Source organism: Paenibacillus sp. USHLN196 (assembly GCF_037144955.1).
In the GTDB taxonomy this organism is placed as follows: domain Bacteria; phylum Bacillota; class Bacilli; order Paenibacillales; family Paenibacillaceae; genus Paenibacillus; species Paenibacillus xylanexedens_C.
Window position 1 is genome coordinate 221568 of record NZ_JBBCYH010000007.1, and the last position, 25546, is coordinate 247113.

General features: G+C 42.6%; 30 protein-coding genes. 3 read left to right on the plus strand and 27 right to left on the minus strand.

Features of this window, described 5'->3' with window-relative positions; translation table 11 throughout:
- Positions 1 to 130 precede the first annotated feature (130 nt).
- The 23 genes from WFI24_RS18795 to WFI24_RS18905 all read right to left on the minus strand — a co-directional run bounded on the left by WFI24_RS18795 (position 131) and on the right by WFI24_RS18905 (position 17400).
- A complete protein-coding gene (locus WFI24_RS18795) occupies positions 131 to 1636 on the minus strand; it encodes a malate:quinone oxidoreductase (protein WP_336763228.1) in 1506 nt (501 codons plus the stop codon).
- Between the two features lie 369 nt (positions 1637 to 2005).
- Positions 2006 to 2974, minus strand: a complete 969-nt coding sequence (locus WFI24_RS18800) for an ABC transporter ATP-binding protein (protein WP_336763230.1) — start codon at positions 2972 to 2974, stop codon at positions 2006 to 2008.
- Entirely contained in the window at positions 2971 to 3771 is an 801-nt protein-coding gene (locus tag WFI24_RS18805) for an ABC transporter ATP-binding protein (protein ID WP_336763231.1), read from the minus strand. The genes WFI24_RS18800 and WFI24_RS18805 overlap by 4 nt, the downstream gene beginning before the upstream one ends.
- Complete coding sequence (gene nikC, locus WFI24_RS18810) at positions 3768 to 4622, minus strand: nickel transporter permease (RefSeq protein WP_336763233.1); 855 nt, start codon at positions 4620 to 4622, stop codon at positions 3768 to 3770. Before nikC ends, WFI24_RS18805 begins: the two co-directional genes overlap by 4 nt.
- Positions 4619 to 5566 (minus strand): nickel ABC transporter permease, encoded by a 948-nt coding sequence (nikB, locus tag WFI24_RS18815; RefSeq protein WP_336763235.1) that lies wholly within the window; start codon positions 5564 to 5566, stop codon positions 4619 to 4621. The genes nikC and nikB overlap by 4 nt, the downstream gene beginning before the upstream one ends.
- Positions 5566 to 7116: a nickel ABC transporter substrate-binding protein gene (gene nikA, locus WFI24_RS18820; RefSeq protein WP_336763236.1), complete on the minus strand. Its 1551-nt coding sequence runs from the start codon at positions 7114 to 7116 to the stop codon at positions 5566 to 5568. Before nikA ends, nikB begins: the two co-directional genes overlap by 1 nt.
- Positions 7117 to 7352: 236 nt before the next feature.
- Positions 7353 to 7529, minus strand: a complete 177-nt coding sequence (locus tag WFI24_RS18825; protein WP_336763238.1) for a hypothetical protein — start codon at positions 7527 to 7529, stop codon at positions 7353 to 7355.
- Between the two features lie 86 nt (positions 7530 to 7615).
- Positions 7616 to 7876 carry a hypothetical protein gene (locus WFI24_RS18830; protein WP_336763240.1) on the minus strand — a complete coding sequence of 87 codons (261 nt, stop codon included), beginning with the start codon at positions 7874 to 7876 and terminating at the stop codon, positions 7616 to 7618.
- Between the two features lie 60 nt (positions 7877 to 7936).
- Entirely contained in the window at positions 7937 to 8434 is a 498-nt protein-coding gene (locus WFI24_RS18835; RefSeq protein WP_336763242.1) for a hypothetical protein, read from the minus strand.
- Positions 8435 to 8498: 64 nt separating this feature from the next.
- Positions 8499 to 8828 (minus strand): hypothetical protein, encoded by a 330-nt coding sequence (locus WFI24_RS18840; RefSeq protein ID WP_336763243.1) that lies wholly within the window; start codon positions 8826 to 8828, stop codon positions 8499 to 8501.
- Between the two features lie 33 nt (positions 8829 to 8861).
- Complete coding sequence (locus WFI24_RS18845; protein ID WP_336763244.1) at positions 8862 to 9341, minus strand: hypothetical protein; 480 nt, start codon at positions 9339 to 9341, stop codon at positions 8862 to 8864.
- Between the two features lie 118 nt (positions 9342 to 9459).
- Entirely contained in the window at positions 9460 to 9864 is a 405-nt protein-coding gene (locus tag WFI24_RS18850) for a hypothetical protein (RefSeq protein ID WP_336763247.1), read from the minus strand.
- Positions 9865 to 9944: 80 nt separating this feature from the next.
- Positions 9945 to 10223: a hypothetical protein gene (locus tag WFI24_RS18855; RefSeq protein ID WP_336763249.1), complete on the minus strand. Its 279-nt coding sequence runs from the start codon at positions 10221 to 10223 to the stop codon at positions 9945 to 9947.
- Between the two features lie 195 nt (positions 10224 to 10418).
- Complete coding sequence (locus WFI24_RS18860; RefSeq protein WP_282319815.1) at positions 10419 to 10718, minus strand: hypothetical protein; 300 nt, start codon at positions 10716 to 10718, stop codon at positions 10419 to 10421.
- Positions 10719 to 11297: 579 nt separating this feature from the next.
- A complete protein-coding gene (locus tag WFI24_RS18865) occupies positions 11298 to 11894 on the minus strand; it encodes a pentapeptide repeat-containing protein (RefSeq protein ID WP_336763253.1) in 597 nt (198 codons plus the stop codon).
- Positions 11891 to 12292, minus strand: coding sequence for an Imm7 family immunity protein (locus tag WFI24_RS18870; RefSeq protein WP_336763255.1), 402 nt, complete (start codon positions 12290 to 12292; stop codon positions 11891 to 11893). Before WFI24_RS18870 ends, WFI24_RS18865 begins: the two co-directional genes overlap by 4 nt.
- Before the next feature lie 61 nt (positions 12293 to 12353).
- Positions 12354 to 12764, minus strand: coding sequence for a hypothetical protein (locus WFI24_RS18875; protein WP_145324919.1), 411 nt, complete (start codon positions 12762 to 12764; stop codon positions 12354 to 12356).
- A 15-nt stretch (positions 12765 to 12779) separates the two neighbouring features.
- Positions 12780 to 13184 (minus strand): hypothetical protein, encoded by a 405-nt coding sequence (locus WFI24_RS18880; protein ID WP_336763257.1) that lies wholly within the window; start codon positions 13182 to 13184, stop codon positions 12780 to 12782.
- 210 nt (positions 13185 to 13394) lie between these two features.
- Complete coding sequence (locus tag WFI24_RS18885; RefSeq protein WP_145324921.1) at positions 13395 to 13799, minus strand: hypothetical protein; 405 nt, start codon at positions 13797 to 13799, stop codon at positions 13395 to 13397.
- A gap of 476 nt (positions 13800 to 14275) precedes the next feature.
- Positions 14276 to 14743 carry a hypothetical protein gene (locus WFI24_RS18890; protein ID WP_145324922.1) on the minus strand — a complete coding sequence of 156 codons (468 nt, stop codon included), beginning with the start codon at positions 14741 to 14743 and terminating at the stop codon, positions 14276 to 14278.
- A gap of 22 nt (positions 14744 to 14765) precedes the next feature.
- Complete coding sequence (locus WFI24_RS18895; RefSeq protein WP_336763260.1) at positions 14766 to 15254, minus strand: hypothetical protein; 489 nt, start codon at positions 15252 to 15254, stop codon at positions 14766 to 14768.
- Between the two features lie 16 nt (positions 15255 to 15270).
- Positions 15271 to 16653 (minus strand): WXG100 family type VII secretion target, encoded by a 1383-nt coding sequence (locus WFI24_RS18900; RefSeq protein ID WP_336763262.1) that lies wholly within the window; start codon positions 16651 to 16653, stop codon positions 15271 to 15273.
- 405 nt (positions 16654 to 17058) lie between these two features.
- Positions 17059 to 17400 carry a DUF3221 domain-containing protein gene (locus WFI24_RS18905; RefSeq protein WP_336763264.1) on the minus strand — a complete coding sequence of 114 codons (342 nt, stop codon included), beginning with the start codon at positions 17398 to 17400 and terminating at the stop codon, positions 17059 to 17061.
- 370 nt (positions 17401 to 17770) lie between these two features.
- Between WFI24_RS18905 and WFI24_RS18910 the strand changes: the two genes are divergently transcribed.
- Entirely contained in the window at positions 17771 to 18196 is a 426-nt protein-coding gene (locus WFI24_RS18910; protein ID WP_336763266.1) for a hypothetical protein, read from the plus strand.
- A 96-nt stretch (positions 18197 to 18292) separates the two neighbouring features.
- Here WFI24_RS18910 and WFI24_RS18915 read toward each other — a convergent pair whose 3' ends face one another.
- Complete coding sequence (locus tag WFI24_RS18915; RefSeq protein WP_336763267.1) at positions 18293 to 18838, minus strand: hypothetical protein; 546 nt, start codon at positions 18836 to 18838, stop codon at positions 18293 to 18295.
- Positions 18839 to 19683: 845 nt separating this feature from the next.
- On the opposite strand from WFI24_RS18915, the gene WFI24_RS18920 reads away from it, so the two are divergent.
- A complete protein-coding gene (locus tag WFI24_RS18920; protein ID WP_336763269.1) occupies positions 19684 to 20115 on the plus strand; it encodes an SMI1/KNR4 family protein in 432 nt (143 codons plus the stop codon).
- 159 nt (positions 20116 to 20274) lie between these two features.
- Positions 20275 to 20943, plus strand: coding sequence for a DUF1871 family protein (locus tag WFI24_RS18925; RefSeq protein ID WP_336763271.1), 669 nt, complete (start codon positions 20275 to 20277; stop codon positions 20941 to 20943).
- Between the two features lie 50 nt (positions 20944 to 20993).
- Here WFI24_RS18925 and WFI24_RS18930 read toward each other — a convergent pair whose 3' ends face one another.
- The 3 genes from WFI24_RS18930 to araA all read right to left on the minus strand — a co-directional run bounded on the left by WFI24_RS18930 (position 20994) and on the right by araA (position 25372).
- The gene (locus tag WFI24_RS18930; RefSeq protein WP_336763273.1) at positions 20994 to 22688 is read right to left on the minus strand and encodes a histidine kinase N-terminal 7TM domain-containing diguanylate cyclase; all 1695 of its coding nucleotides are present in this window, start codon (positions 22686 to 22688) and stop codon (positions 20994 to 20996) included.
- A 334-nt stretch (positions 22689 to 23022) separates the two neighbouring features.
- Positions 23023 to 23793 (minus strand): AAC(3) family N-acetyltransferase, encoded by a 771-nt coding sequence (locus WFI24_RS18935; RefSeq protein ID WP_336763275.1) that lies wholly within the window; start codon positions 23791 to 23793, stop codon positions 23023 to 23025.
- A gap of 160 nt (positions 23794 to 23953) precedes the next feature.
- Positions 23954 to 25372 carry an L-arabinose isomerase gene (gene araA / locus WFI24_RS18940; protein ID WP_336763276.1) on the minus strand — a complete coding sequence of 473 codons (1419 nt, stop codon included), beginning with the start codon at positions 25370 to 25372 and terminating at the stop codon, positions 23954 to 23956.
- Positions 25373 to 25546: the final 174 nt, after the last annotated feature.

Below are 25546 nucleotides of genomic sequence, written 5' to 3' on the forward strand. Positions count from 1 at the left end.
AAGTTCAATTCCAAGCTCAAGTTCAGGTTCAGATATACCAAATAAATCAAAAGAGAGCTAAGCACGGGTTTCATCCCGGCTTAGCTCTCTTTTTGGTCTTAATCATTATCTAACATGATTAGATTAATCGTTATACGCGCAGGACATGCCTTTCATCCGATAACCCCAGCGCCTTGGCTGTTGAAGAATGAACCTCTTTGAGGAGATCCAGATTCTCCACCAGGGATATGCCATAGGAAGGAATCATTTCCTTGATCTTCGGCTCCCATGCCTCCATATGCTGCGGGAAGCACCGCTGAAGAATCTCAAGCATGACCTGAACTGCGGTGGATGCACCTGGTGATGCACCTAGCAAAGCCGCAATCGTTCCATCTGCAGACGTGACCACTTCCGTACCAAATTGCAACGTTCCCTTGCCACCTTGGACGGTATCCTTGATCACCTGCACACGCTGACCCGCCAGAACCATATCCCAATCCTCGCTCTTCGCACCCGGAACAAAGTCACGCAATTCGGCCATACGTTGTTCTTTGGATAACATCAGTTGTTGGATCAGGTACTTGGTCAAAGAAATTTCCTTGACACCTGCTGCGAGCATCGTAAGCAGGTTATGCATCTTAACCGACGTGATTAAGTCGGCATTGGAACCCGTCTTCAGGAATTTCGGCGAGAACCCGGCAAACGGCCCGAATAGCAGCGACTTCTTATTGTCGATAAAACGGGTATCCAGATGCGGAACCGACATCGGCGGAGCTCCTACCGAAGCCTTGCCATATACTTTGGCATGATGCTGTTCCACGACTTTTGGATTTTTGCACACCATAAAGATGCCACTGACCGGGAATCCGCCGATATGTTTACCTTCCGGAATGCCCGTCTTCTGGAGTAAATGCAGACTTCCGCCGCCCGCGCCGATAAAGACGAATTTTGCCTTATGGCGTTCGACTGCACCGCTCTTCAGGTTTTTCACGGATAGTTCCCATTGTCCATCGCTGGTGCGTTTCATGTTCCTCACGCTATGTTGGTAGTGGATGCCCACGTGTTGTTCCTTCAAATGTTTGATCAGCATACGCGTTAAAGCACCAAAGTTAACGTCCGTACCGGAGTCAATTTTGGTCGCTGCAACAGGTTCATTACTGGTACGATCTTTCATCATCAGCGGCATCCATTTCGCCAGCTCTTTCTTGTCATCTGAGAATTCCATGCCTGCGAATAGCGGGTGATTCGATAAAGAGTCATACCGTCTTTTCAAAAACTGGACATTGCTCTCTCCATGCACATAACTCAAATGAGGAATCGGCATAATGAAGTCCCGCGGATTACGAATCAGACGGCTATTGACGAGATAGGACCAAAATTGCTTTGAGATCTGAAATTGTTCATTCACTTTAATTGCTTTGCTAATATCTACGGTTCCGTCTGGTCGTTCAACGGTATAGTTAAGTTCGCACAATGCAGCATGCCCGGTTCCGGCATTATTCCATTCGTTGGAGCTTTCCTCTCCTGCAGTGGCTAGCTTTTCGAAAACCTTAATATTCCAGTCTGGTGCCAATTCTTTTAGCAAAGTTCCCAAAGTTGCACTCATAATTCCGGCACCAATCAAGATAACATCTGTACTCGTTTGTCCCTGGCTCATGTCTACCGTCCTTATATCCTATATTTGCCAAAAGGATGTAAGCGTTATCGATTTGGCATTTGCAGCAAGCCCATTCTTGAACGGGATCGCACCTTCTCTGAATGAATATAACCTTGATCTAGTGTATCAATAATATAGAGCAATTTAAATATGCAATTTCAAGATATTTGCTATTCCATCAGTATACGCTAGTTTACATCGGAACGTTAGCCCGGTTATAGGCCTGAAAGATATATTTGTTCAAAACAAAGAAAGGAACCCGGTTTCAGCTGTGAAAATGGATGCGCCAAAAGCCGCTCTCGAATCTCTTCGTAAGGCGGCTTCATATATAAATTAACCTATTAACACCCCCGGCGTTTCCCGGAGTACTCAGAAGATCGAAATCAGTTCTTTCGTATATGGATGGCGTTCTTCAGCGAACAACGCATCTGCACCAAAGCGGTCAACGATCTGACCTTCCCGCATAACGATGATGCGCTGGCTCATGCGATGTACCGCAGCCAGATCATGCGAGATGAACACGTATGAAAGACCAAGTGATGTCCGGAGATCGGTGAGCAACTGCAAAACCGCACCTTGCGAGATCACGTCCAGGCTGGCCGTCGGTTCATCCAGAACAATAACGTCCGGCTCAATGCCAATAGCACGCGCGATCGTGACGCGCTGACGCTGTCCACCACTTAACTCGTGCGGATATCGTCCAGCCATATCGCTTGGAAGCTCAACGGCTTCAAGTAGCTTTTGGACGTAAGCATCCTTCGACGTGTAGGTAAAGTGGGACAGCTCGGCGTTCCGTCCAAGTTGTTCATACGGATCGATCAGCGAATCAGCAATCTTGAGCTTCGGATTCAGTGCCGCCATCGGGTTCTGGAATACAATCTGGATCTTCCGGCGATGAGGTCGCAACCGTCGGCCGCTCAGCCGCGCGATATCCTGTCCGCCCAGTGTAATCGAGCCCTTATCCGCGTCTTCGATCCGCAGTAGACAGCGGGCGAGCGTACTCTTGCCACAGCCGCTCTCACCAACGAGGCCAAGACACTCACCGCGGTTCAGGAAGAAGGAAATATCATTCACAGCCGGCCGGTCTGCACCTGCATACGTTCGGCTGAGATGTTCCACGTGAAGCACAGGATCGCCGGAGATGTTGAACGATGAAACAGTCTCTGCACCAGCAATATCTATTTCAGCATCTGTAACTGCATCATCTGTATCTGTAGTATTTATGACTGCATTATCTGTGTCTGCATGGTTTACGTCGTTAGCAAAATCGTGGCTTTGCACACCGGATTCTTCGGACTGCACCAGTCCACGGCGTTCATCATTTGCGGTCGTCTTCATTCCGTTCCTGCCTCCTTCAATCCCGACTTCAGCGAGCGACTCAGAACGGGAGCCGCCTCGATCAGCTGACGCGTATATTCATGCTGAGGATGATCGAGAATGCGATGCTTTCCGCCAGATTCGACGATCTGTCCTTCCTTCATGACAGCCAAGCGGCTTGCATAGCGGCGTACATGACGCCAATCGTGCGTGATAAACAGAATGGCACATCCCGTCTCCGCTTGTTTGCGTGCCAGCAGTTCCAACACGTGATGCCCAGACACACTGTCCAGTGCCGTTGTTGCTTCGTCAGCAATTAGCAGACGAGGAGACAGCATCAGTGACGTAGCAATTGAAGCCCGCTGAAGCTGTCCACCGCTCAACTGGAACGGATAGCGACGCAGCAATTCAGCGCTAAGGCCAACCGATTCCAGCGCTTCCTCAGCCCTTTTCTTGCGGAGGACAGAAGACTTTTCCCCATGTACCTTCTGGTATTCATCAAAGTGTCCACCAATACTGCGAAATGGCGTAAACGCTCCCTGATAGTCTTGAAAAATATATGAGATGCGGCTTCCCCGTAGGGCTCGCATCTCCTTTGGCTTCCGTTCGAGCAGGTTGCTGCCTTCGAACATGACTCGTCCCGACGCATGCAGGTTGGGCGGCAGCAGACGACCAATCGCTTGCGAGAGCAAGCTTTTGCCGCTACCACTCTGTCCAACCAATGCCATGAACTCACCTTCGCGAACAGCCAGAGAGACTTGATCTACAATCGTACGATCCCGACTGGAGATGCTCAGTTCCTCAATGGAGAGAATCATGGCTGCACCTCCTTCTTCACGTCAAACCGGTCTCGCAGATAGTCACCCAGCATGTTGGCAAGCAGGACTACCGAGACAATGGCAAGGCCCGGATAGATCATCAGCTCTGGCCGAGACTGGAAGTAAGGCCGTGAGTCGTTCAGCATCGCACCCCATTCAGGTGTTGGCGGCTGTGCGCCAAGGCCAATGTAGGACAACGAAGAGATGAGCAGGATGATTTTGCCCAGATCGAGACTGGCCAGTACGAGCACATGGCCTGCGATATGTGGAAGCAGATGCTTTCTCATGATACGACCGTCCGATAGTCCGTTGGTCCGGGCGATGCGAATGTAATCCTTTTGTGACTCCGATAAAACTGTACTCCGAACGAGACGGGCGTAGCTGACCCACTTTACGATTACGATCGCTAATACCAAATTACCGATTCCCGCGCCAAGGAGGCCACTGAGCACAATCGCCACGATGGTATCAGGGAATGCAAGAAAGGCATCAGCGATCCGCATGAACAGCTTATCGATCCAGCCACGTTTGTATCCTGCGATCAGTCCAAACGGAATACCGATCAGCAGTGCAGCACCAAGTGCCAGCAAGCTATACCCCAGTGTTTGGCCGCCGCCAAGCAGCAGACGTGTCAGTACATCGCGGCCCAGGTGGTCGGTGCCGAACGGATGGAGAGCACTTGCGCCCTGCAATCGTCCGCGCAGATCGGTTAAGGTATGATCATGCTTTAGAACTAAAAAGGCATATAAGGAGGCCGCGATGACCAGAAGTGCAAATAGCAAACCAACGATCGCCTGCCAGCTATGTTTTTTAGATTTTGTCGTTGAAATGGGCAGGGGCATGGTTTTCATCGGTGGGCCTCCTTTTCCTTGAGTTTCATTTCAGGATTCAAATAACGATAAGATAGATCAACCGCCGTATTCACGAGGAATACCACGATCGCCATGATCAGGATGTAACCCTGGATCAGTGGATAATCACGCTGGCGGATGGCGTCAACGACGAGCTTGCCGATACCCGGATAAGCGAACAACACTTCAATCACGACGACTCCGCCAATCAGGCTGCCAAGACTCACGCCGAATACCGTAATGACAGGCGGCAGACTGTGCCGAAACGCATGAAGCATGAAAATCCGGCCTTCGGATAATCCTCTTGCCCGGGCGGATCGAATGAACTCCTGACTTAGTGAATCTAGCAGGCTGGAACGCAAAAGACGCACATAGACGCTGGAGATGGCAAGTCCCAGCGTCAGAGATGGAAGAATAAGCGATGTGAATCCATCCCGGCCCATGGTCGGCAGATTGCCGAAGCGTACGCCGAACATGTCGATCAGGATTAGACCCAGCCAGAAGCTGGGCACCGCCGCACCCACAATGGAGAGCATCCGGCTGCCGCGGTCAATCCAACTTCCACGATGAAGGGCTGACAGCGAGCCGAGCGGGATCGCTATGACGAGCATGACCAGCAGTGCGCCTATCGTCAGTTCAGCCGTTGCTGGCAGCGCACGCATCAGGGTCTGCATGACGGGCTGGCCTGTCGAATACGATACACCGAAGTCGAGCCGAACGAAATCGAGCAACCAGTTGCCGAACTGGACAGGAAGGGAATCGTTGAAACCCATCTCCTCGCGTACAGCTTCGACCTGCTCCTGACTGACGGACAGTTCGTCCACGTTCAATATTGTCAGCACGGGATCACCCGGAGCCAGACGAATGAACAGGAAGCTCACAAACATAATGAACAGCAGAAAGATAAATACCTCAAGGAACTTTCGAAGCAAAATGCGAAACATTACATCACATCCAGCTTATTGGTAATCATGTAATATTCACTGCGGGTGGTAACCCAGTTCTTAATCTTCTTACCGTTATAGGCAACGATCGTACCAGGATGCAGCACGAATGAATTCAGCACGTTGTCATGTACGTAGTTGGCTGCCTTCTCGGCAAGCTCTGCGCGCTTCTCCGGTGCAACTGTGAGATTCAGTTCGTCGATGATCTTGGTCAGCTCTGGATCTTCCGATCCACTGAAGTTAAGAGCACCCTTCGGATGGTACGTCGCATTCAGGTAATAACCAGCATCCCCACGCGGAGCTGTCAAATTACTATACGTCGCAATATCCCAGTCGCGGTTGGCCGCCATATAATCTTCCGGGGTGTCAATCTGGCGGATCTGCACGTCGATACCGATCTTCTTCGCATCAGACTGGAACACTTGAGCAATCAGTGGCAGATCGGCACGAGCTGAATACGTCAGCAGCGTCAATTGCAGCGGCTTGCCATCTTTCGTCATCACGCCATTTTGCAGCTCGTATCCAGCTTCCTTAAGATAGTTCACTGCGGCGTCAGGCCCGGATTGCTTAGCAGTCTCTGCATAAGTTGGCGCAAACGGCAGCGATGGCAGGAACGGTCCGATGGCCGCTTCACCGTATCCGAGCAGGATCGTGTCCACGATGCCCTGACGGTCGATTAACGCATCCACCGCACGACGGACGTTAATGTCCTTCATACTCTCCCGCTGCATATTCGTCGTCATCTGATGCACGCGGAACGTCGACGTGGACTCCACAGTTATGCCATCCATCGCTTTGAGCGATTCGAGGCTCTCGACCTCTGGACGGTATACGATATCTACCTGTCCAGATTTGAGCGCTAGTGTGCGGGCATTGGCATCTTCATTGAATGAGAACGTGATGGAATCCAGTGGAGATGCTCCATCCCAATATTCATCGTAGCGATCCAGATCCAGCTTGCTGCCTGGGGTAAAAGAGGTCAGCTTGAACGGGCCCGTACCAATGGGCTTGTTCACAATGTCCGGCTCACTCACGTCGATAATCGCCGTGTTCGGATTCACCAGCTCTGAAGCGAACTCCGGGAACGGCTGAGTTGTGGTAATCTCCAGCTTATCACCCTCGGCTTCAATCGTATCGATCTTCAGCGCGTTCTGGATGGCTACATTCTCTTCCAGTGCCCGCTCAAGGGATGCCTTAACGGATTCGCCCGTCATTGGTTTGCCATTCTGGAAGGTCACATCATCTCGCAGGTCGATCGTCCAATGCTGACCGTCTTCGCTCTCCCAGCTCTCGGCGAGCCATGGAGCAACCGTTAGATTCTCTTCATCGAGACGAACCAGCGTTTCCGTAATGCCCGCGCGCAGCGGCACATAGCTAGAATCCACATGTGGATCTAGCGAACTGGTGGAGAAGTTATATAGGAAGTGAACATTTTTATTATCGGTGGATGGTTGCGCAGCGGGACTGGACTCAGATGATCCGCAGGCGCTCAACAGTCCAGCGCTTAAGGCCAAGGAGACCAGCGCTAGCAGTGGCGTCTTTTTATTCAAGGTAATGCCCCTCTCTCTTAATCGTAATCATTATGATCTAAACAATGAGTATTATCATATCGTAATGATTACGTTTTGACAAGAGTTATATTGGTGTTAGAACGAGAAAGAATCCGACTCTCGGATGAGAGCGGATTCTTCATGTTTTTTGTTACATATGAGGGCTTTATTAGTGGGCATTTCCTTTACGATCCTGGATTGTTTACATGTAGAACCATGCAAGATTACTCGAAGAGTTACAACCCTGTATCGTCGTCTTCTAGCAAATGTGACCAGTAACCTTCGACATTCTTCATTGCTATCGGATCAATCTTCTCAAAATAACCACGAAGTGCTCTAGCATACTCATCTGAGGTATATGTACCTTCCAGTCTCATTTTAGTTGCCAGTTCACTTCTAATTAGATGAAACAAAAAGAAGGTTCCCAAATTCTTATTGAGCATATATATGTTGGACTTATCCAATGATGATGTTGTGAAAAACATATCGCTCCCTTGTTTTAGATAGAGACCATACGAGTCACGCATATACCATAACTTGCAAAGTGACCAATCTGAATATATTCCTCTCCCTCAATAACTTTTACTTGGAAAGCTTCAGATTCATAAAAGGAAAAATCATCATATTGTTCTGGAACTCCTATGTCGATTAAAAAATGAGCATTCTCTTCACTTATGCCCCAATCTTTTAGTATAGTGTAGTCATAATTAATTATTTCCGATTCATAGTAGTCCTTTATCTCTACGATATCAAAATCCATGCTCTCACTCCTCTAACTTTTAAAATGCTTGAGATAGAACCATACGACTGATTTAAGAAATCACTGGTGCGCCCAGGCTTTCAGTCCCTCATCACTTATATCAATTGGTGCCTGCTTAGACATGTATTCGGCATGCGCTAGAGGAAAAGCATAGCCACCTGTAATAATCTCACCATGCTTTCTTCTAATGGTTCCTCCTCTTTCGATTAAAAGAATCAAAGGTTCATACAAATCATGAAACTCCAACGCAATTTCATTTCCGGAATCAAATAATAACAACCATTCCAAATATGCTTCACACATTCCTTTTAGGAAATCATTTTTTTGCCTCTTTAATTGAGGACATTTTTCAGTTATATCCAGATCAACGTCATATCCGAACGCACGAGAAGCGTTGAAAAAGGGATACGATGTTTTCAAACGGTATGTAGTGGTCAATATTGCTGCTCTTCTAATATACTCCTGTAATAATGCCATGTTTGAGGGTTCATCTGTTCTACCGGAAGTCCCCCAATTGATACTGTTTATTCTTTCTAGACCTTTACATAATTGATTCATTAATACCTCCTCCTCTAGAGTCAACTATTCAATTCTAATAACTTCCCACATAAAGCTACTAACTTCAGAATATATACAGAATTGTAGTTTCACTAATAAATGCACTAGGTAATATATCTTGTATATTTTCAATTCTACCCGTCATATAATCTAACTCACACCCGTTTAAATGTTCCTTTGCCCACTCACTTAATCGTTTTAACTCAACTACAGCAGCTTCTAATTGGTGAAAATATATTTTAGATCCATCCCGAATCAAGGCTATTCCTAATTCATGTATTGCTGCCTCCCAGTACTCATCGTAAAACTCCTGAGTAGCAATATTCTCACTGAGTGTAAGTTCACAATTCCGATCTTCTATATCCCTGTTATATCTATATAGACCTACGGACAATAGTATCCCCCCAGTTTGATCTACATGATCCTATTAGATGTCGCTAATATCTTGTACTGAAATATTTAAATGTCTCCAATAATTAAGAGGATAAGCTGAACTACCTACAACCATTTCGCCTTGTCTTATGATGAAACTCCCGCCTCGTTCGAAGAGTTTTATCATCGGTTCGTAGAGGTCTATGTATTGAATTGCCTCATCCACTCCTTGATCTGCTAATTCGGAGACTTCTAAATAACCGTAGCAAATTACCTTTACATAAGGATTTCCTAGCGTGTCGAGTTTTGAACAAGCTCGATATACCTTTTCATCTATAGCTTTTCCAAGAATTTTAGCAAAACTAAGTAGGGGATATTGATCTATTGAAGCATCCATCTCGTTTAATAATTGATTAACGCGTCTAAGATATTCTTTAATCAAAACATGAGAAGAAGATTCTAGTGAGCTATCTTCTGTATCCTCAAATGAAATAGACGATAATCGTTCAATAGCTTTGGTCAGTAGCTGCCCCATGCGTTGCTCTCCTCTTGATTGACTATTAAACCTATTTAGAGTTACTTCAAAGGTAACGACTAAATAACGCAGCCCTAGCAACTGCGTTATCGTTTGAAATTATGTTCCTTAATCTCAATCAGTCGTATTCAATATACACGATGCAACCGTTCGTTTTGGCTAATTCTAAAAATGTTGATATCTGATGTGCTACTTCTGGGAGAGTAGGAACAACGTTCTTAACATTCTCTATTTGCTCATCAGTTACTTTACTCACATTGAAGGACTTAAATAAATGAATAGCTAAATCAAGGTCCTGTATTTCCCATGGACTTCCCTCATACCAACCTTCATGGGCATAGTATTCTTGTAGAATACCATTGTCAGTAGACTCATACTGGCACATAAGATCCAATAATGTCTCAAAATATCCATTCCACATCTTTAGGATATTTTTCTCCGCAGAGTTTTCAAATACAATTAATATTTCCGGTTGCCCCTCGTAACCAACATAATAAAAGTCATTAACTTTATCTTCTATCATAGCTCAACTCTCCAACGCTCATAAAGAGCATCACCCTCGCTCTAATGAACTTAGGCACTCGCTTATTATACTCATTTCACCTATTTTAACCCCTTAAGAAATTCCTCTAATATTTTTTGGCTAGCAGTTCCTGCTCCTGAAATTGCATTATGCACACGATCTAATATTATAGGATGATTTATAATTCGTTGCTTATGTTCAGTAGATGTGTAACTTCTTAATGTATCTATACATATTTCGAATAACTCGCTGTCTTCATCAGAAAGTAGAGAAAGCAGGATTTCAAATTCTTGTGTGTGCTGTGTACTATCTAGACAGTAAGCCAGCTTTTTCTTCCAGTACAGTGGCTTATTTAACACCTCAATGGTTAATTATCCCAATCACTTTGTCCGAATTCCCCAATGATTCTGCTGCTATAATACAACCGTCATCATACCAGGAATCAACTGTCGTCACAGCTGATAAAAGATTATCTAATTGTTTGTACATATTAAACATTAACCTCTATCTTAGTCATCTCCCAGTTTGATCCTACTTTCTGTATACCGGTAAGATTAATCCATGTAAGAAATGGCCGTCTTGATAATATTCGTTAATTTTAATTCAGGATATTTTTTATCACATTCCTTGAGGGTGTTGATATATTCTGTACTTTGGAGATTATAAGCTATTTCTTCAAACACCTCACTAACCCAAATAAGTTCGTCCTTACTACAGTTCTTGAGGAATTGAATCGTCTCATCTTCATTTTGGCTTAGTATATTAATTAGTTCATCTCTGTATTGCTCGATTACTGGATCGTTCATATGAAGAGCCGCTCTTTTTCGTATTACTTCTCTAGACTCTTCGATCATTTATAGTGACCTCCATTTAGAAGATTCAGCCCAATCGTAATCAGACACCCAAAAATAGTCCGATCTATTAAGATTCAGGTATTCATAAACATTCGTTATTCTCTTCTTTATTAGTTTAAAGACTGTAGAACTGCTATGAACGGAGGATGCCCCGTTTCTTGGTGTTGTAACAAACTTGGTTTGCGAAATCTTAAACTCGTCTGTAATTCAATTACAGGTGCGTCCGCCGAGATTCCTTTTAGCGATACTTTTATCCAAAGGGGGCACAATGGTACTCTACAACCCAATATCTTTGTAACAGAATCAATATCGAACTCGCGTCCGTCTAAATTATTCGAATTTAACATTCCCCGGTAAAGATATTCGTCTGTAGAATTTAAAGATTTACCCAACTCCTCAATCGGAGTGATTATGAATTTACTGTTCTCACCCAGTACTTCGTTATGATAGGAAGATAATTCATCTACAGTTTTTAATAAGTATTCCTTAAAAGAATCTAGGTCCATATATTTACTCAGCATGCCAACTCCGTTAATATAAATTCAATTCAGCACTTGTCTTTTAGATATAATTTAAAATTCATTCTCCCACGGTAGCTTCTAACCATTTTGCTGCATCTTGGCCTAGAAGGACTGTTGGGTTGTCAGGAGTGCCGACATTAATGCTATGGAAATTCGCTTCGGTTATTCCTTTAATGTTTTTTAAAGTTGCTCCATAGAATGAAACTCCTTCAAACCTCGATTGGCTTATATCTATATTTATTAATGAAGCGTTACTAAAGTCAGTTAAAGAGAAGCTACTTGCCGAAAAATTACAATCTATAATCGTAGCCCTTTTAAAATCAGCCTCCCAAAAATCACCTCTAGCAAATCTTACATTATTCAAAGCTGCATTAGAAAATTCAGTATAAGATAGGTCCGACTTATAAAAATCACAATCCACTAATTCTGCGTCGTTGTAAGTTGACGAACTTAAAACTGAGGCATGGAAATCCATGTTGTTCAGACTAAGATTATCAAAATTACAGCTAGTCATATACGATTGTTCCAAACACACACCAGTTAACTCATAATGTTGAAAATCAACTTCCTGTAATCGTAGCTTCTCACCTTCTTGACCACTAGTCTCTACCCACTTTTTGTGAAGCTCAAATTTAAGATCTAACTCTTGTTTCATGGCTTTTCATCCTCTATGTTAGGTATGAATGGGGAGAGCAACGGATCATCATTCTCCATTACTTTACCTCGAATTAAAGTGTAGACCTTAAACTGATTGAAGGATTCCGAATCATCACTATCTCTTACATAAAGAATTCCATAGGAACCTGGAGCTATTTCACCTACTTTTCTAAACACTTTGATCGGATCATATTTTGATACAGGTTTGTGATTATCTAGGCCCGCTATCCATAGTTGAAAGTCACCATTAACTGCTCTCAAGTCCAAAACACCTGTAGGCCAATTTAGCTCATATACATATTCCCGCAGATGTTGGATAACTAAACCATATTGATACTCATCTTCTTCAAACGAGGTACTCTCTCTAATGGTTGCCCATCCATGATATTCGTACATAATCTCTTCACAACCCCTCATCCGTATCTATGTGGGCTAGTTGACTATATAGCCATTATCTTTAATCTGTTCTTTCAATAATCGCTTTAAAGGGAGCATGTCCCGTTTCAACATTTCTCAGCAAAGTAGGTTTTCTAAACCTTAGACTGCACTGTAACTTAAAAATCGCTGTAGCTTCATCCAAACCTATAAAGATTACATTAATCCATATAGGCACCATTGGCTCTAACCCGCAAAGAACATTCACCGTATTGATTAACGGTAACTGCTTTCCTCCTATATTATCCTCACTCAAAATATTCAATCGCATCATATTATCTGCACTATTCAATGGCTTATCCTTTTCCCTCACAGGCTCGATAATGAATCTATATTCATTAGATGTTAACCCAATTTCATTTGAGATTTCTTGAATTGTCTTTAATAAATTTTCTTTGAATATTTCTTTATTCATCTGTTTTATTTGTTCCAAAGTCATCCCCTCAGTTTACTCAATATGATTTAATTCAATGTCGCTAATATCTTGTACTGAAATATTTAAATGTCTCCAATACTTAAGAGGATAAGCTGAACTACCTACAACCATTTCGCCTTGTCTTATAGTAAAACTCCCGCCTTGTTCAAAGAACTTTATCATCGGTTCGTAGAGGTCGATGTATTGATTTGCTTCATCCACTCCTTGATCTGCTAATTCGGAGACTTCTAAATAACCGTAGCAAATTACCTTCACATAAGGATTTCCTAGCGTGTCCAGTTTTGAACAAGCTCGATATACCTTTTCATCTATAGCTTTTCCAAGAATTTTAGCAAAACTAAATAGGGGATATTGATCTATTGAAGCATCCATCTCATTTAATAATTGATTAACGCGTCTAAGATATTCTTTAATCAAAACATGAGAAGAAGATTCTAGTGAGCTATCTTCTGTATCCTCAAATGAAATAGACGATAAACGTTCAATAGCTTTGGTTAGTAGATGCCCATGCGTTGCTCTCCTCTTGATCGACTATTAAACCTATTTAGAGTTACGTACCAGGTAACGACTAAATAACACAGCGCTAGCAACTGCGTTATCGTTTGAAAGTATGTTCCATGCTCCCAATCAGTCGTATTCAATATACACGCTGCAACCGTTCGTTTTGGCTAATTCTAAAAATGTTGATATCTGATTTGCTGCTTCTGGGAGAGTAGGGACAATATTCTTAACATTCTCTATTTGCTTACCAGTTACTTTACTCACATTGAAGGATTTAAATAAATGAATAGCTGAATCCAGGTCCTGTATTTCCCATGGACTTTCCTCATACCAACCTTCATGGGCATAATATTCTTGTAGAATACCATTGTCAGTAGACTCGTAATGACACATAAGATCCAATAATGTCTCCAAATATCCATTCCACATCTTTAGGATATTTTTCTCCGTAGAGTTTTCAAATACAATTAATATTTCCGGTTGCCCCTCGTAACCAACATAATAAAAGTCATTAACTTTATCTTCTTTCATAGTTCATCAACTCTCCAACGCTCATAAAGAGCATTACCCTCGCTCTACTATTATGAACTTAGTTACTCGCTTATTATACTCATCTTCCTCTTCAAACGAGATCATATCTACACGTTCAGGGATCTTGGTCCGGGAGATATGAATCCCATGAATACAATAATCACACCATATATCTAAAAACCCTATTCTTGACCGTGTATCTCCGACATACTGAAAGTGTATATTGGAATGGCCACAATTAGGGCAATTTAGTTCATATTTATTTTCGTCCTTACCTACTAACCTCAGCCATTTACTATGTTGTGTTTTAGCCATTAAATTACCTCGTAGTATATGACTTACTATCAATTTCTTGCCTACTTTAAAGACTAATCTCCCTCAGAAAACGGTTTAATAAAAAATGTACTCTGACCGATTCTATACATCAGCCCGTTCGAATTGTGAAGATCTCCTTTTGAAAGTGAGCTCCCAGCTTCTTAAATCAACCCTGCCATATCCTTCTCAATAAAGTTTCCATCCAGTAAATCATAAGGCCAATCATAGATATCAGGGTTCTCTCTGCAATACGAGTTAATGACAAGCTGACCGTCGGACCGCAGAAAGATCACGCCAGATTCACTATCTGTCAATGCAATATCCTCTTCTAATCTGTCCGTTAGAGTATTAATCGCTTGGAATATAACTTGTAATCCCTCTTTGGGTGAACGTGAAAAAACGGAAATATTGATACAGTAATTGATATTTAAATTTAACTCTTCTCTCGTAAAACTTACTAACTCATCATCGTCTTGTACGATAAATGAGAAGTTAGGATTGGTAATCGTGTAATAACCATCCCTCGATTTCATGTGAGTCTCCTGAGAAAAATCTTGTAGTGAACTCAACAATAAATCTGCTAATTGTTTCGTGTCTTTTTTATAGAATAGGTACAACGCTAAATCCATACTTCAATCAGCCCCAGACCTATTATTCCAAACTATTCATATCTAATGGTTTCATCTCAAGAAATTTATCGTACCAACTATTTAGTGGAATATGTGCACACCCTACTACATTCAGCTCTTTTGGTTTAAGTACAACTAATCCCTGTCGTTCAAAGATTTTTATAAATGGTTCATACACGCTTAGATATTCTACATATGATTGATTCTTATCAGCAAGCTTTGCTAATTGTAAATAATATTCGAATACTTTATACACATACACATTAGTACCATATTCGCTCATTGCAGTTATATTACAATAATCAGAAATTTCTACTTCTTCATTATCTCCCAATACAGTTGCAATGTTAGCAATAAAAGGAGGTAGCGGTCGTATAGAACTCTCCTTAAAAAAATAAGCTAATCTTCTTAAGTACTCACGTGCCAAATCTGCTTCTACTTCTGAAGATCGGCTTCCTACTTGTTCCCAATTTATCTTGTTAATTCTTCCTACTGCTGCTTGCAAATTCACTATAGCCACCTCAATTTCAATATTTATCTGGATCGTCAAAAACGTATTTTCTGACATCATCTACAGGATTGTATCCTGGGAATGGGGGAGGATTAGGATCCGTTACATCTGCTTTATCATGTGCATTTTTTGTAGTATCTACATTAAATGTCTTCTTGGCAGAGTCCCATGTATTTTGATCTCTTAATGGTAAGGGTTCAGAAATAACCTCTCCTTTATCATTCTTAACTCCATTTTTCATTATATCGCTTTCTTTCAATTCGTGATTTGCAGTTTGCCGAAACCAGTCTTTTTCTGCTTTAGTCAGTTCTCTTAGCTGTGCCTGTTGCCAACCGTAAGCAATATCTTGATCTCCTTGCATGTATAACTTTTGATAATATCTACCCTCCACAGATAGATCATGAACATTAAGAAACAAATGTTTTTTCATCGCGGCAACTTCTGCTTCCGCCAGTCCAGTGTTTTTAGAAACCGTTTGTACATCATCTAAACCGATTTTTCTTATATCAATATACTTTCTCTCAACAAAAGCTTGAAATCCGTCTTCTGGAGGTATTATGTGTGGTCTCATTTTTATTGGATCAGTTATATATTTCCCCGATTGTGCCCCTTCGGCATCTTTAGCCTGCTTTTGCCCATTCCCTTTCTTCGCCTTAGCAGCCTCAATATGCTGTTTGATCTTCGCCACAGCAGGATTAGAAGCAGGCAATCGATGAGGCCCTTTACCACCCGGCATACTCCCACGAACCATCTGAATCGCCATGAATATCTGACTAAACTTCAGAGAGGTCACCATCATCTGAGCATACTTATCTGATACAGCCTCTCCTGTCGTAGGATGAATGCCCATCTCAAATGCCTTGATCTGTAACGCAAAAATATCTTCCCCAGGCGGTTCAACGTTCACAGCTTGCATGCGATTAAAGTCCAGATTTCCCTGATCCCTCTGATAAGCCTGAAGAGCAGCCTGATCCGCAACACCATTCTCGTTGACAGGCATCCATACCAATTTACCAAACATATTGATTTGCGCCATCCGATAGCCCTTATCACCCGAACCTGAATCACCTGATGATTTGGTCATCATAGCTGCGGCAGCGACTGCTCCAAACGCACCACCCAGACTTACCTTCTGAGCATCTGCATCTTGGAAACGCGTGGCAATATCCTTCAATTCCTTGGATGTGTTCACCATACTCTCCAGCGCTTTATCCAGTATAGGTCGCGACTGCTCGAACTCATAGTAAAATCGCTCCTGCGTCGCGCCCATCCACATCATCTGAACGAACATGATCTGTCTCGTCAGTTCACTTCGTATACTCTCTAACTGTTGTCTGGCTTGATCCACCTGATTCGATACGTGATGTAGTTGTTCAGGGGTAACTTTGATTGTACTCATACGTTTCTCCGCTCATTCGAAATAGGATTATCCTATGTTAGCAGAAGTGTAATATGTAAACTATCCGGCTAACATCCTGATTTCACCATGGTAAAAACACAAGCTGTGCTCCTCTTCGGTGCTGTGGTCCTATATGCATATACCCACTTCAAGGCATATCCTATCAGTTTCAGTAAATACCTCTCCTACTTCATTTCCTCCAACATCACCCGATACCGCCCAATCTGCTCCTCTGTCGCCTCTTCCCGCAATGATTCAAAAGTGAAGTTTGAAGTGCAAACTATTTCAAACTCTGAAATGAACTAAATCACATACAGATTTCTAAGCAAAAAGAAAGAAGAGCGTTGCACTAAATCAGCATAGACAACACTCTTCATAATTCAAATCGATTTAAGTTATCTTGTTTTACTCATTTGCTAACTTAGTATATTTCTTAGCAGTGAGAATCCCCGGATACGATGTCTCTAAAGTATCATAGGTTATTTCTATCTCGTCCCCAACATTAAACTTAGACAGGTTTATACCACTAACCCAATATACTTCACTATATTTGTTTGATTGTATTAATTTATTAGTATCTTCCTGAAGATCCTCTGGTACCAAATCACTTATTACAAGAATTCTTTTGTTCGATTGATCAATCTCTTTTACATACCCTTGAACCTGTTGATCATTTGAATTAAAAATGGTACATGCACTCAATATAAATAACAGTGAACATATTAACAACACCTTCATAAATTTCATACGGACACACCTCCAATTAATTTATTTAAATTAATTTAGAATTGGTTCCACATCAAGTTTACTTAACACATTACTTATGTGTGAATATACTCCATCAGTTCCTATATAACCTTTATTTACACCCTTTAGGATTGTGCTGTAATAAACCGCTCCTCCGCTGAGAGCTTTATTAGCTGGTATTTCCTTTACGATCCGGAATTGTTTACAGGTAGAACCATGCAGGATTTCTCGAAGAGTTATAACCCAGTTTCGTAGTCTTCCAGCATATGTGACCAGTAACCTCGATGTACTTTAAGGATTAAACAAAATAAATTTTATCCAGAACATTTCAAATACAAAATTCGTTTAGGGACTAAAGAGGGGGAGTACGATGAGAAGATATTCATTTATCGTCTTAATGATTGCTACAGTTATGATCCTGATTCTTAGCGGCTGCCAAAGTTCTAATAAGGCCGATCAATCTGGAGTAAGTAAAGTACTGAAGGAATTACACACCTTCTATCCTGGCGATATTACACAGGTTGATTCTATTGAAATGATGAGTGGTGGTGATGGTACTAAAAAAACAACCACAGATAAGGTACTAATTCAGGAATGGATTGAAAAGGTACACGATTTAGAAATCGTACTTGATCCGGACCAAGAGGATGCTACAGGGGTTTTGTACCATGTCACGATGTTTGAGCAGAGAAAAGAAGTGCTGTACATGACACCTACCGATATAAATTATCAGCGAATGCAGCCACAGTTGGAATTGGCTGACCGAATGTCGGAACTTTATGATGCCATAGAATAAGAGTATTCTTATGTTCTGTATTCAAAGTGACTACATGCTGAAATTTCGATATGAAATTATACTTCGTAATCAACATTTTCAGCCAAAGTAGGTTCTCTATGAGGTCAGTCGCTTTACATCGGTTAACTTTTCCTGAAGTATTTGAATACTCGTACTCTGCAGTATGTCAGGATTCAATTCAGTAACAAAATCCAGAAACTGATGCGTATTTTTCATAATTTCATCTGTAAAGGAAGCCGAACCTACAATAACATCCTTCCAAGTTGAGTATCTAAATTCCTCAAGTGGTTCAGTAATAAATAAGTCCAGAATAACTTCCCGATTAATATCTTCTACTAAACTAACTTGTAGTTCCACTCCCTGCTGTTTAAACTCCAGCCAAAAATTAGCGCTATCAGGAATTCGATAAGCAACATATTGGTGTGTTCTAATCTTCTGGACTATAGTCAGTAAGTCAACAAACCATCTAATAAGTCTTTCATTACCAAATGGACAATCATCAAAGAACATACCATACTTACTTCCGTTAAAGTCCAATTCAATAATTCCCTCGATATCTTGTTTCGTTAGTTCAAACTGCTTTGCAGACATTTGTTTAATTTCATCAAAGTTATCAATTGCTTTAAATGAAATAGTGAACATATTTGAACACCCTAATCTATTAAAATAATAATTTTATATATATGTGTACTATACGGAATTAGTCAAAAACAATACACCTCCGTTTGAGAATTCCAGGAGAATGGGTACAAACAAATAGAACTATAGGTCCTCACAAACAGCATCTAACATGGATTAAAATATAGTATAGATCAAGAACTGAGGATTGAGACGATGACAAAGATACGATAGTTATCTAAAAGCGATACAAGAACAAAATAACGGTAAAATACAACTATCTGTTGAACAATTAGAAGAATCGAGGTGAAGTTATGAATATATACACCATGGATAAAAAAGACGTTCAACTGACCCACCTCATAGGCTATACATTATCTAAGCTTCGTACTTACGAGTGGGTCAGATTTAATATGTTTGCAAGAGAGGATATTTACCACAGCACGCCTGGATAATATTTCCGATTTCATAACCCTGGTGATGTATATAACCAATTGGCCGAATGTGTAGCTTCTTTTCAAAAAGGGGAACTGCAATGGAAACTATATCTCAGCTATGAGAGCCGCAATAAAAATTATAGCTAGAGCCATATGAAGTATTCTTAGCAAGATCAACAGATGAATTTAAAGAACATTATGACTTAAAGCGTATTTTGAGAGAAAGATATAATGAAATTTGTGAGTTAGGTATTGAGGATATACAGGCCTTGAACGATCATATAGAGGATTGGTTTAATTTAGAGAATAAAATGCCGATTTTCCCCGAAGATGAATGACTCATACTAAGAGGGCCGTTATTACTATATTCCTTGAAATTAGTGGATCAAAAACCGAAGTAGCCAAAATGATTATCTCTAGGGAGTAGATCAGATGGTGGATAATAATAATGCATGGAGCACGGAGTATTCTCCTGTTGATATTCATACCGTAAAGACAGTGGAAAAGACTTGGGGTATACAATTCCCCTCTGAGTACATTCATTTCATAGAAAAATATCACGGTGCAGAACCTGCCCAACGGACGTTGAACATCAGTGGAAAAAAAGTGATGTTTTCTTCCTTCTTAACCTTCATCGCATTTGATGAGCTTGATATATTGGATGTATATAATGAGCAAAAGAACAACCTTCCTCCTAATCATTTTCCTTTTGCTATAGATGTAGAGGGTAACCTGTTTTGTTTTAATTACAGCCACAATTCTCAGCCTAATATTATCTATATTGAAACGATAAATTCTTACAACCCCTTGGGTGGTCATGTGGCCGCCACAGACTTTACAGCGTTTATCCAACAATTTAATTAAACAATCTGGCTTCATCCAGTAAGGACGGAGTCTATACTAGAATCAGAATCTTGAAGGGATGCTCTCATGATAACCGATAAAAGCTTCTGATTCGGGAAAATACTTGTGTAATGACTGGCCCCGCAGGATCTATAAAGGATTTTAAAAGAGGTGTTACATATGTTAGTTAAAAAAATAATAGATGAATGGGACCCCATTGATCTATTCCCCTACGCTCCTGAGGATGAATATGAGGAAGAGGTAAAACAAATTGAAGAATGTACTCGTAACGCCAGCTTGGATAAACATAACTTAGCTAAAGAAATATACACGATGTTCAGGGGAAAATTTGGGAGCGATATATTCACTGAGAGTTTAGAGTCATGTACAAATATTGCGAATAAAATTCTGGAACTGCCTCACTTCATAGGCTATACATTATCTAAGCTTCGTACCTACGAATGGGTCAGATATAATATGTTTGCAAGAGAGGATCTTTATCATCACACGCCTGGATTTTATTTCAGATTTTTCAATCCAGGGAAGGTGTACAACGAATTAGCTACATGTATAGATGCTTTCCAGGGCGAGTTACAATGGAAGTTGTATCTTGGTCTTGAGACTCGCAACCAAAATTACAGCTTGGAACCATATGAAGTATATCAGGCAAGATTAACAGACGAATATAAGAAAAATTATAATCTAAAAAGAATTTTAGGCGATAAGTATAACGAAATATGCGAAAAAGGGATCACCGACATTCCATCTTTAAGTGATCATATTGAAGATTGGTTTAATTTAGAAAATAAAAAGCCGATCTTTCCTGACTGTGACTCGGGTAAAATATAAACTGCGTCCAAAAAGAGTGGAGCAATGCCCCCACTCTTTTTATTTCCCTTTCAAACAACTCCCCGCTCAAACTCCGCAAATTCAATCCGATTACGCCCATTCTGCTTCGCCTGATACAATGCCTTATCCACCGCAGCGAACAGCTGAATCAAATACCCTTCTGGATTGTCCGGCACATGCTCAACCTCAAAGTCCTCAAAGGATAGAATCCCAATACTAATCGTAATGGACACCTTCATAATCTCGTGATCCACCACAATGTGGTTGGACTCCACAGCGGTTCTCACACGCTCCGCAATTTGATTAGCCAGATCATGCTCCGTGTGCGGAAGGTAGATCATGAACTCTTCCCCGCCATAGCGCGTCAGAATATCCGTACTGCGAATGGAGTGTTTGACCGCCTCCGCTGTGCGAACAAGCACTTCATCCCCGATGACATGTCCGTAGCGATCATTGATGGCTTTGAAGTAGTCGATATCGAGCAGTAGGAGTGAAAATGGTGTTTTGTATTGAATATTGGTAATGACCTCGTGATTCAGATGTTGGGTCAGATAACGACGGTTGTAACAGTTGGTTAAACTGTCCGTCAGGGCGAGTTCCTCCAGTTTGCGATTAGCCTCGGATAACTCCTGACGGATCAAGTCCAGCGCCTGGTTTCGCTCCTGAAGCGTCTCGTTCTGGCGATTCATCTCTTTCACATAGAAGCGCTCCTGCGAGACATCCTGGAACGTGAGGATATGACCGATCGGCACAAGGGCCGAATCCACAATTGGAGACGATTGCAGGATATAGTGCCGGATATTGTTGTCCCGCTCCACGATCACCTCAATGTGAGAGAGGGTATTTTCTTTTTTCTTATAATGATTCACGAACTCCCGGCAGCTGCCCACAACATGAACAGATTCCAGAAATGCCTCCATATCAAAAGAATCCCCCACATGCAGATCCATAAAGGATCGAGAGGCTTTGTTCGCTTCAACAATGACCTCATTCTCATCCAGTACCAGGATGCCATATGGAATGGTATTGATTACATCCTCATGGGCGATGGAGACCAGATCGAACACATTGTATCTTTTGATCACATAGACGAAGAAGAGGTCCGACAGAAAGATCCCCAGCGAAGTCATGCCAGGAATGATCGGCAACCAGCGGGCTAGAACGACATTCAGAATCGCATCAATCGTTGCAAACACAGCCAACACCAAGATGCCCCACAGGGTGATTCTCACTTGTTTTTTGATCATGGCAGACGTCTGCGAAGAATACACCGCCCGGAATAAAACCACGAGAGAAGTCAAGAAATAGCTCACCAGAATAGTCATCACAACCCAGAACCAAAGGCCATAATCCCGCTCGATGTACCCGCCCTCCAGTGGAATGACGAATTCGTTCCATGGATTTGCGACCACACCTATAGCCCCGATCACCGCAGGGACAAATAGCAAGAAGGTTCCTTTTGCACTCAAACGCTCTGAATAACCGGTAATAAAGATCGTCAGTAGAAGCCACCCACTCCCGAGCAGAGAGACCGCGACGAAAGATAACGTAACATAGAATAACTGCAGACCGGAATCATCTGTGAGCGTACTCGCAAATTGGCAGAAAGGCCAGAGCATCATCAACCCGTGAAATAAAAAGTACACTTTATGTAAGTTCGTAATCCTAACCGTAGCAAACACATATACACCTACACCGAACAATAGGACAAATAAAAAGAGATCATACCATACTAAAGGGTTCACGAATCTTCTCCTTCTTAGATGCTACAATGACAACGTGGTTGTTCATGATTCTATGTGATACTTATATATAACTTCAATAAACACCTATACAATTCTGCTACGCCAAACTTATTGGTTAATTTAACCATATCTTATCACACCACTATAAGGGTGAGTAGCCCATACACTGGAAGTCCGACCAACCTCTGATCGAAATGCTGATCTATTTCTGATTATTTGTGAATGCTTGGAGGTTTAGAGTACAAACAGGAGAGGAAGGTCATCTGCTCGGGAGATATTTGGGCATTGTCATGTGATTCATATTGAGCCATCCGGCTATCGGACGGCTCTTACATCATTCGTTTACTTCATCCAGAGGGAGATTATCCGTGAAAAGATCAGGGTTATCCTTCAGCATCTCCGTGATTACCTCTGCCGTCTTAGCCGCATCACACACTCTTACGACCGCATCGCCGAGCTTTCCTTTACGCATCGCACCTTCGCGAACCAATACCTCGTCTACTTTCCAAAAATGCTCCGACCATGGCAACCCACAATGTCTGCGGGACGGTACTGAAATCTGGCTTCCATCTGGTAGAACCGTATACAGCATCTCATGCTCGTCCGTCATTCTGCCAGGGATGTCCACCCACTCTTCGACCCCATGAATAAATGTATTCCGCTTCAAATCAACGCCTACTAACAAGATCGTCGCTTTCCGATCAAGCAGTTTCCCCCATGCCGAACCTCTCGCGCACGGTGTGTCGAAGAGATGATCATCCTTCGTAAATGCCTCTGCATCCCTTCCCAGTGCTGCTACCGAGTGCGTTGGGTGCCATGAACGAACGACGCCCGGACGTTTACGAAACAGTTCAGGCAGAATGCCCACACAACAGGTAGAATTTTCCACGTGGAACAATGGGTTATCCGCATTAATGGTAGACCACGTATGAGTGGGAAGCACCAACAATCCCTCTTTCATATAGTCGCTAAAGGCATCCAACACCGTGTCTGCTCCACCTTCAACCTCGCCTATACTTTTCATTGAAGAGTGAATGAGCAACGTGCCTTGCCTATCCATACCAAGCTGCTCTAGTTGCTGCATCAAGCTTTCTTTTGTATACATGTCCTTCCTCCTTCATTTCTTATCCCTTTTCGATGAAAAAGCAAATCCTTGCTCAGCTTCACATCATGCTTCTCAGCATAACAAACAAAGGGCCGAGGGTTAACCCCCGGCCACAGAGAAAAAAATTGGTTGAGTTCAGGCAGTAGCTGCCAATCCACTTTTACTTAATAATAACGTACTCCAAATTTACCAGCTTCGCATACGTTACGATCTGGTCTGTCGTCAGGTTCAAGGATACAACCGTATGGTGACCACCACCATTTTCGATCCAGGCTTTTACCCCGTCTTGGAAGTTCGGCTTCACGCTCCACAGAACACGTGCTACCGGCAGATTAGGTGCTGGAACAGTTGGCTCAAATGCAGATACTTCATTGATCAGCAGTTTGTAATGAGTACCAAAGTCTGCCATGGATACCACGACACCTTCGCCTGCTTTACCATCGAATACAAGACGAGCCGGATCTTCACGATCGCCAATGCCCAGAGGGGACACGATGATTCTCGGTTTGGTGCTGGCAAGTGTCGGATCTACTTCAAGCATGTGAGATTGCAGGATCGCTTCCTGTCCAGCGGCCATCTCGTATGTGTAATCTTCCATGAAGCCTGTGTTCTCGTTATGGGCCATGATTTTCAGCAAGCGATCCAGCGCAGCTGTTTTCCAGTCACCCTCACCGGCAAATCCGTACCCTTGAGCCATTAGGCGTTGTACAGCCAGACCCGGAAGTTGTTTCATGCCATGCAGATCTTCGAAGTTTGTAGTGAAGGCACTGTAACCACCTTCGTCCAGAAAACGTTTAATGGCAATCTCATAGCTCGCTTGCACACGTACACTGGCTTCCCAAGCTTCCTTGCTGTTCGTGCCATAATCGAATTCGTAGAGGTCTCCATACTGAGCGATCAGATCATCGATTTCCTGCTCTGTTACAGCGTTCACGTATTGCACGAGATCGCCAATACCGAAGTAATCAACCGTCCATCCGAATTGGATCTGTGCTTCCACTTTATCACCTTCGGTTACGCCCACGTTACGCATGTTATCACCGAAGCGCGCTACTTTGATGTTAAAGCTTTCATTATAAGCTACCGCTACGTCCATCCAGTCAGCAACTTGCTGTTGCACTTCTGGGCGCTCCCAGTAGCCAACAACGATTTTATTTTGTTTTCTCAGACGGGCATTGATGAAACCATACTCGCGGTCACCGTGAGCAGCTTGGTTCAAGTTCATGAAGTCCATGTCGATGGTTGCCCACGGAATGCTTTCGTTGAATTGGGTTGCCAAGTGCAGCAAAGGTTTTTGCAGCAATTTTGTACCACGAATCCACATTTTCGCCGGGGAGAATGTATGCATCCACGTGATCACACCCGCTACTTCGTCGCGGTAATTGACTTCTTTCATCGTGCTCGTGATTTTATCTGCGCTTACCGCCATATCCTGCAATACGAGCGGGTAAGGTAGCACGCCGCTTGCATTAAGGCCATCCGTGATTTTCTGTGCATTGGCTTTTACTTCGCCCAGTGCTTCTTCTCCGTACAAGTGCTGTGAACCGACGACAAACCAGAATTCTTTTGCTGCTGACATATAACCATCCTCATTTCATTATTTTATAGTTGAACCAATGGGTTACACTTACCACTCCGATTGCAGTACCATCTTCCGATCGCTGGTTATCCCCGGATTTCTTTGATCAATTTTAATAAGGATGATATCCGGTTATAAAGGCGAACGCTTCGCTTCTACAGATTGGTACTGCAC

What these genes read in the sequence shown, in the direction of transcription:
- WFI24_RS18860 (WP_282319815.1), bottom strand. Translation starts at nt 10,718, where the DNA reads ATGATCGAAGAGTCTAGAGAAGTAATACGAAAAAGAGCGGCTCTTCAT.
- WFI24_RS18805 (WP_336763231.1), bottom strand. Translation starts at nt 3,771, where the DNA reads ATGATTCTCTCCATTGAGGAACTGAGCATCTCCAGTCGGGATCGTACG.
- WFI24_RS18920 (WP_336763269.1), top strand. Translation starts at nt 19,684, where the DNA reads ATGGTGGATAATAATAATGCATGGAGCACGGAGTATTCTCCTGTTGAT.
- nikB (WP_336763235.1), bottom strand. Translation starts at nt 5,566, where the DNA reads ATGTTTCGCATTTTGCTTCGAAAGTTCCTTGAGGTATTTATCTTTCTG.
- WFI24_RS18850 (WP_336763247.1), bottom strand. Translation starts at nt 9,864, where the DNA reads ATGATAGAAGATAAAGTTAATGACTTTTATTATGTTGGTTACGAGGGG.
- WFI24_RS18830 (WP_336763240.1), bottom strand. Translation starts at nt 7,876, where the DNA reads ATGGATTTTGATATCGTAGAGATAAAGGACTACTATGAATCGGAAATA.
- WFI24_RS18865 (WP_336763253.1), bottom strand. Translation starts at nt 11,894, where the DNA reads ATGAAACAAGAGTTAGATCTTAAATTTGAGCTTCACAAAAAGTGGGTA.
- nikC (WP_336763233.1), bottom strand. Translation starts at nt 4,622, where the DNA reads ATGAAAACCATGCCCCTGCCCATTTCAACGACAAAATCTAAAAAACAT.
- araA (WP_336763276.1), bottom strand. Translation starts at nt 25,372, where the DNA reads ATGTCAGCAGCAAAAGAATTCTGGTTTGTCGTCGGTTCACAGCACTTG.
- WFI24_RS18910 (WP_336763266.1), top strand. Translation starts at nt 17,771, where the DNA reads ATGAGAAGATATTCATTTATCGTCTTAATGATTGCTACAGTTATGATC.
- WFI24_RS18935 (WP_336763275.1), bottom strand. Translation starts at nt 23,793, where the DNA reads ATGTATACAAAAGAAAGCTTGATGCAGCAACTAGAGCAGCTTGGTATG.
- WFI24_RS18925 (WP_336763271.1), top strand. Translation starts at nt 20,275, where the DNA reads ATGTTAGTTAAAAAAATAATAGATGAATGGGACCCCATTGATCTATTC.
- WFI24_RS18900 (WP_336763262.1), bottom strand. Translation starts at nt 16,653, where the DNA reads ATGAGTACAATCAAAGTTACCCCTGAACAACTACATCACGTATCGAAT.
- WFI24_RS18800 (WP_336763230.1), bottom strand. Translation starts at nt 2,974, where the DNA reads ATGAAGACGACCGCAAATGATGAACGCCGTGGACTGGTGCAGTCCGAA.
- WFI24_RS18845 (WP_336763244.1), bottom strand. Translation starts at nt 9,341, where the DNA reads ATGGGGCAGCTACTGACCAAAGCTATTGAACGATTATCGTCTATTTCA.
- WFI24_RS18915 (WP_336763267.1), bottom strand. Translation starts at nt 18,838, where the DNA reads ATGTTCACTATTTCATTTAAAGCAATTGATAACTTTGATGAAATTAAA.
- WFI24_RS18870 (WP_336763255.1), bottom strand. Translation starts at nt 12,292, where the DNA reads ATGTACGAATATCATGGATGGGCAACCATTAGAGAGAGTACCTCGTTT.
- WFI24_RS18835 (WP_336763242.1), bottom strand. Translation starts at nt 8,434, where the DNA reads ATGAATCAATTATGTAAAGGTCTAGAAAGAATAAACAGTATCAATTGG.
- WFI24_RS18890 (WP_145324922.1), bottom strand. Translation starts at nt 14,743, where the DNA reads ATGGATTTAGCGTTGTACCTATTCTATAAAAAAGACACGAAACAATTA.
- WFI24_RS18905 (WP_336763264.1), bottom strand. Translation starts at nt 17,400, where the DNA reads ATGAAATTTATGAAGGTGTTGTTAATATGTTCACTGTTATTTATATTG.
- WFI24_RS18795 (WP_336763228.1), bottom strand. Translation starts at nt 1,636, where the DNA reads ATGAGCCAGGGACAAACGAGTACAGATGTTATCTTGATTGGTGCCGGA.
- WFI24_RS18885 (WP_145324921.1), bottom strand. Translation starts at nt 13,799, where the DNA reads ATGAAAGAAGATAAAGTTAATGACTTTTATTATGTTGGTTACGAGGGG.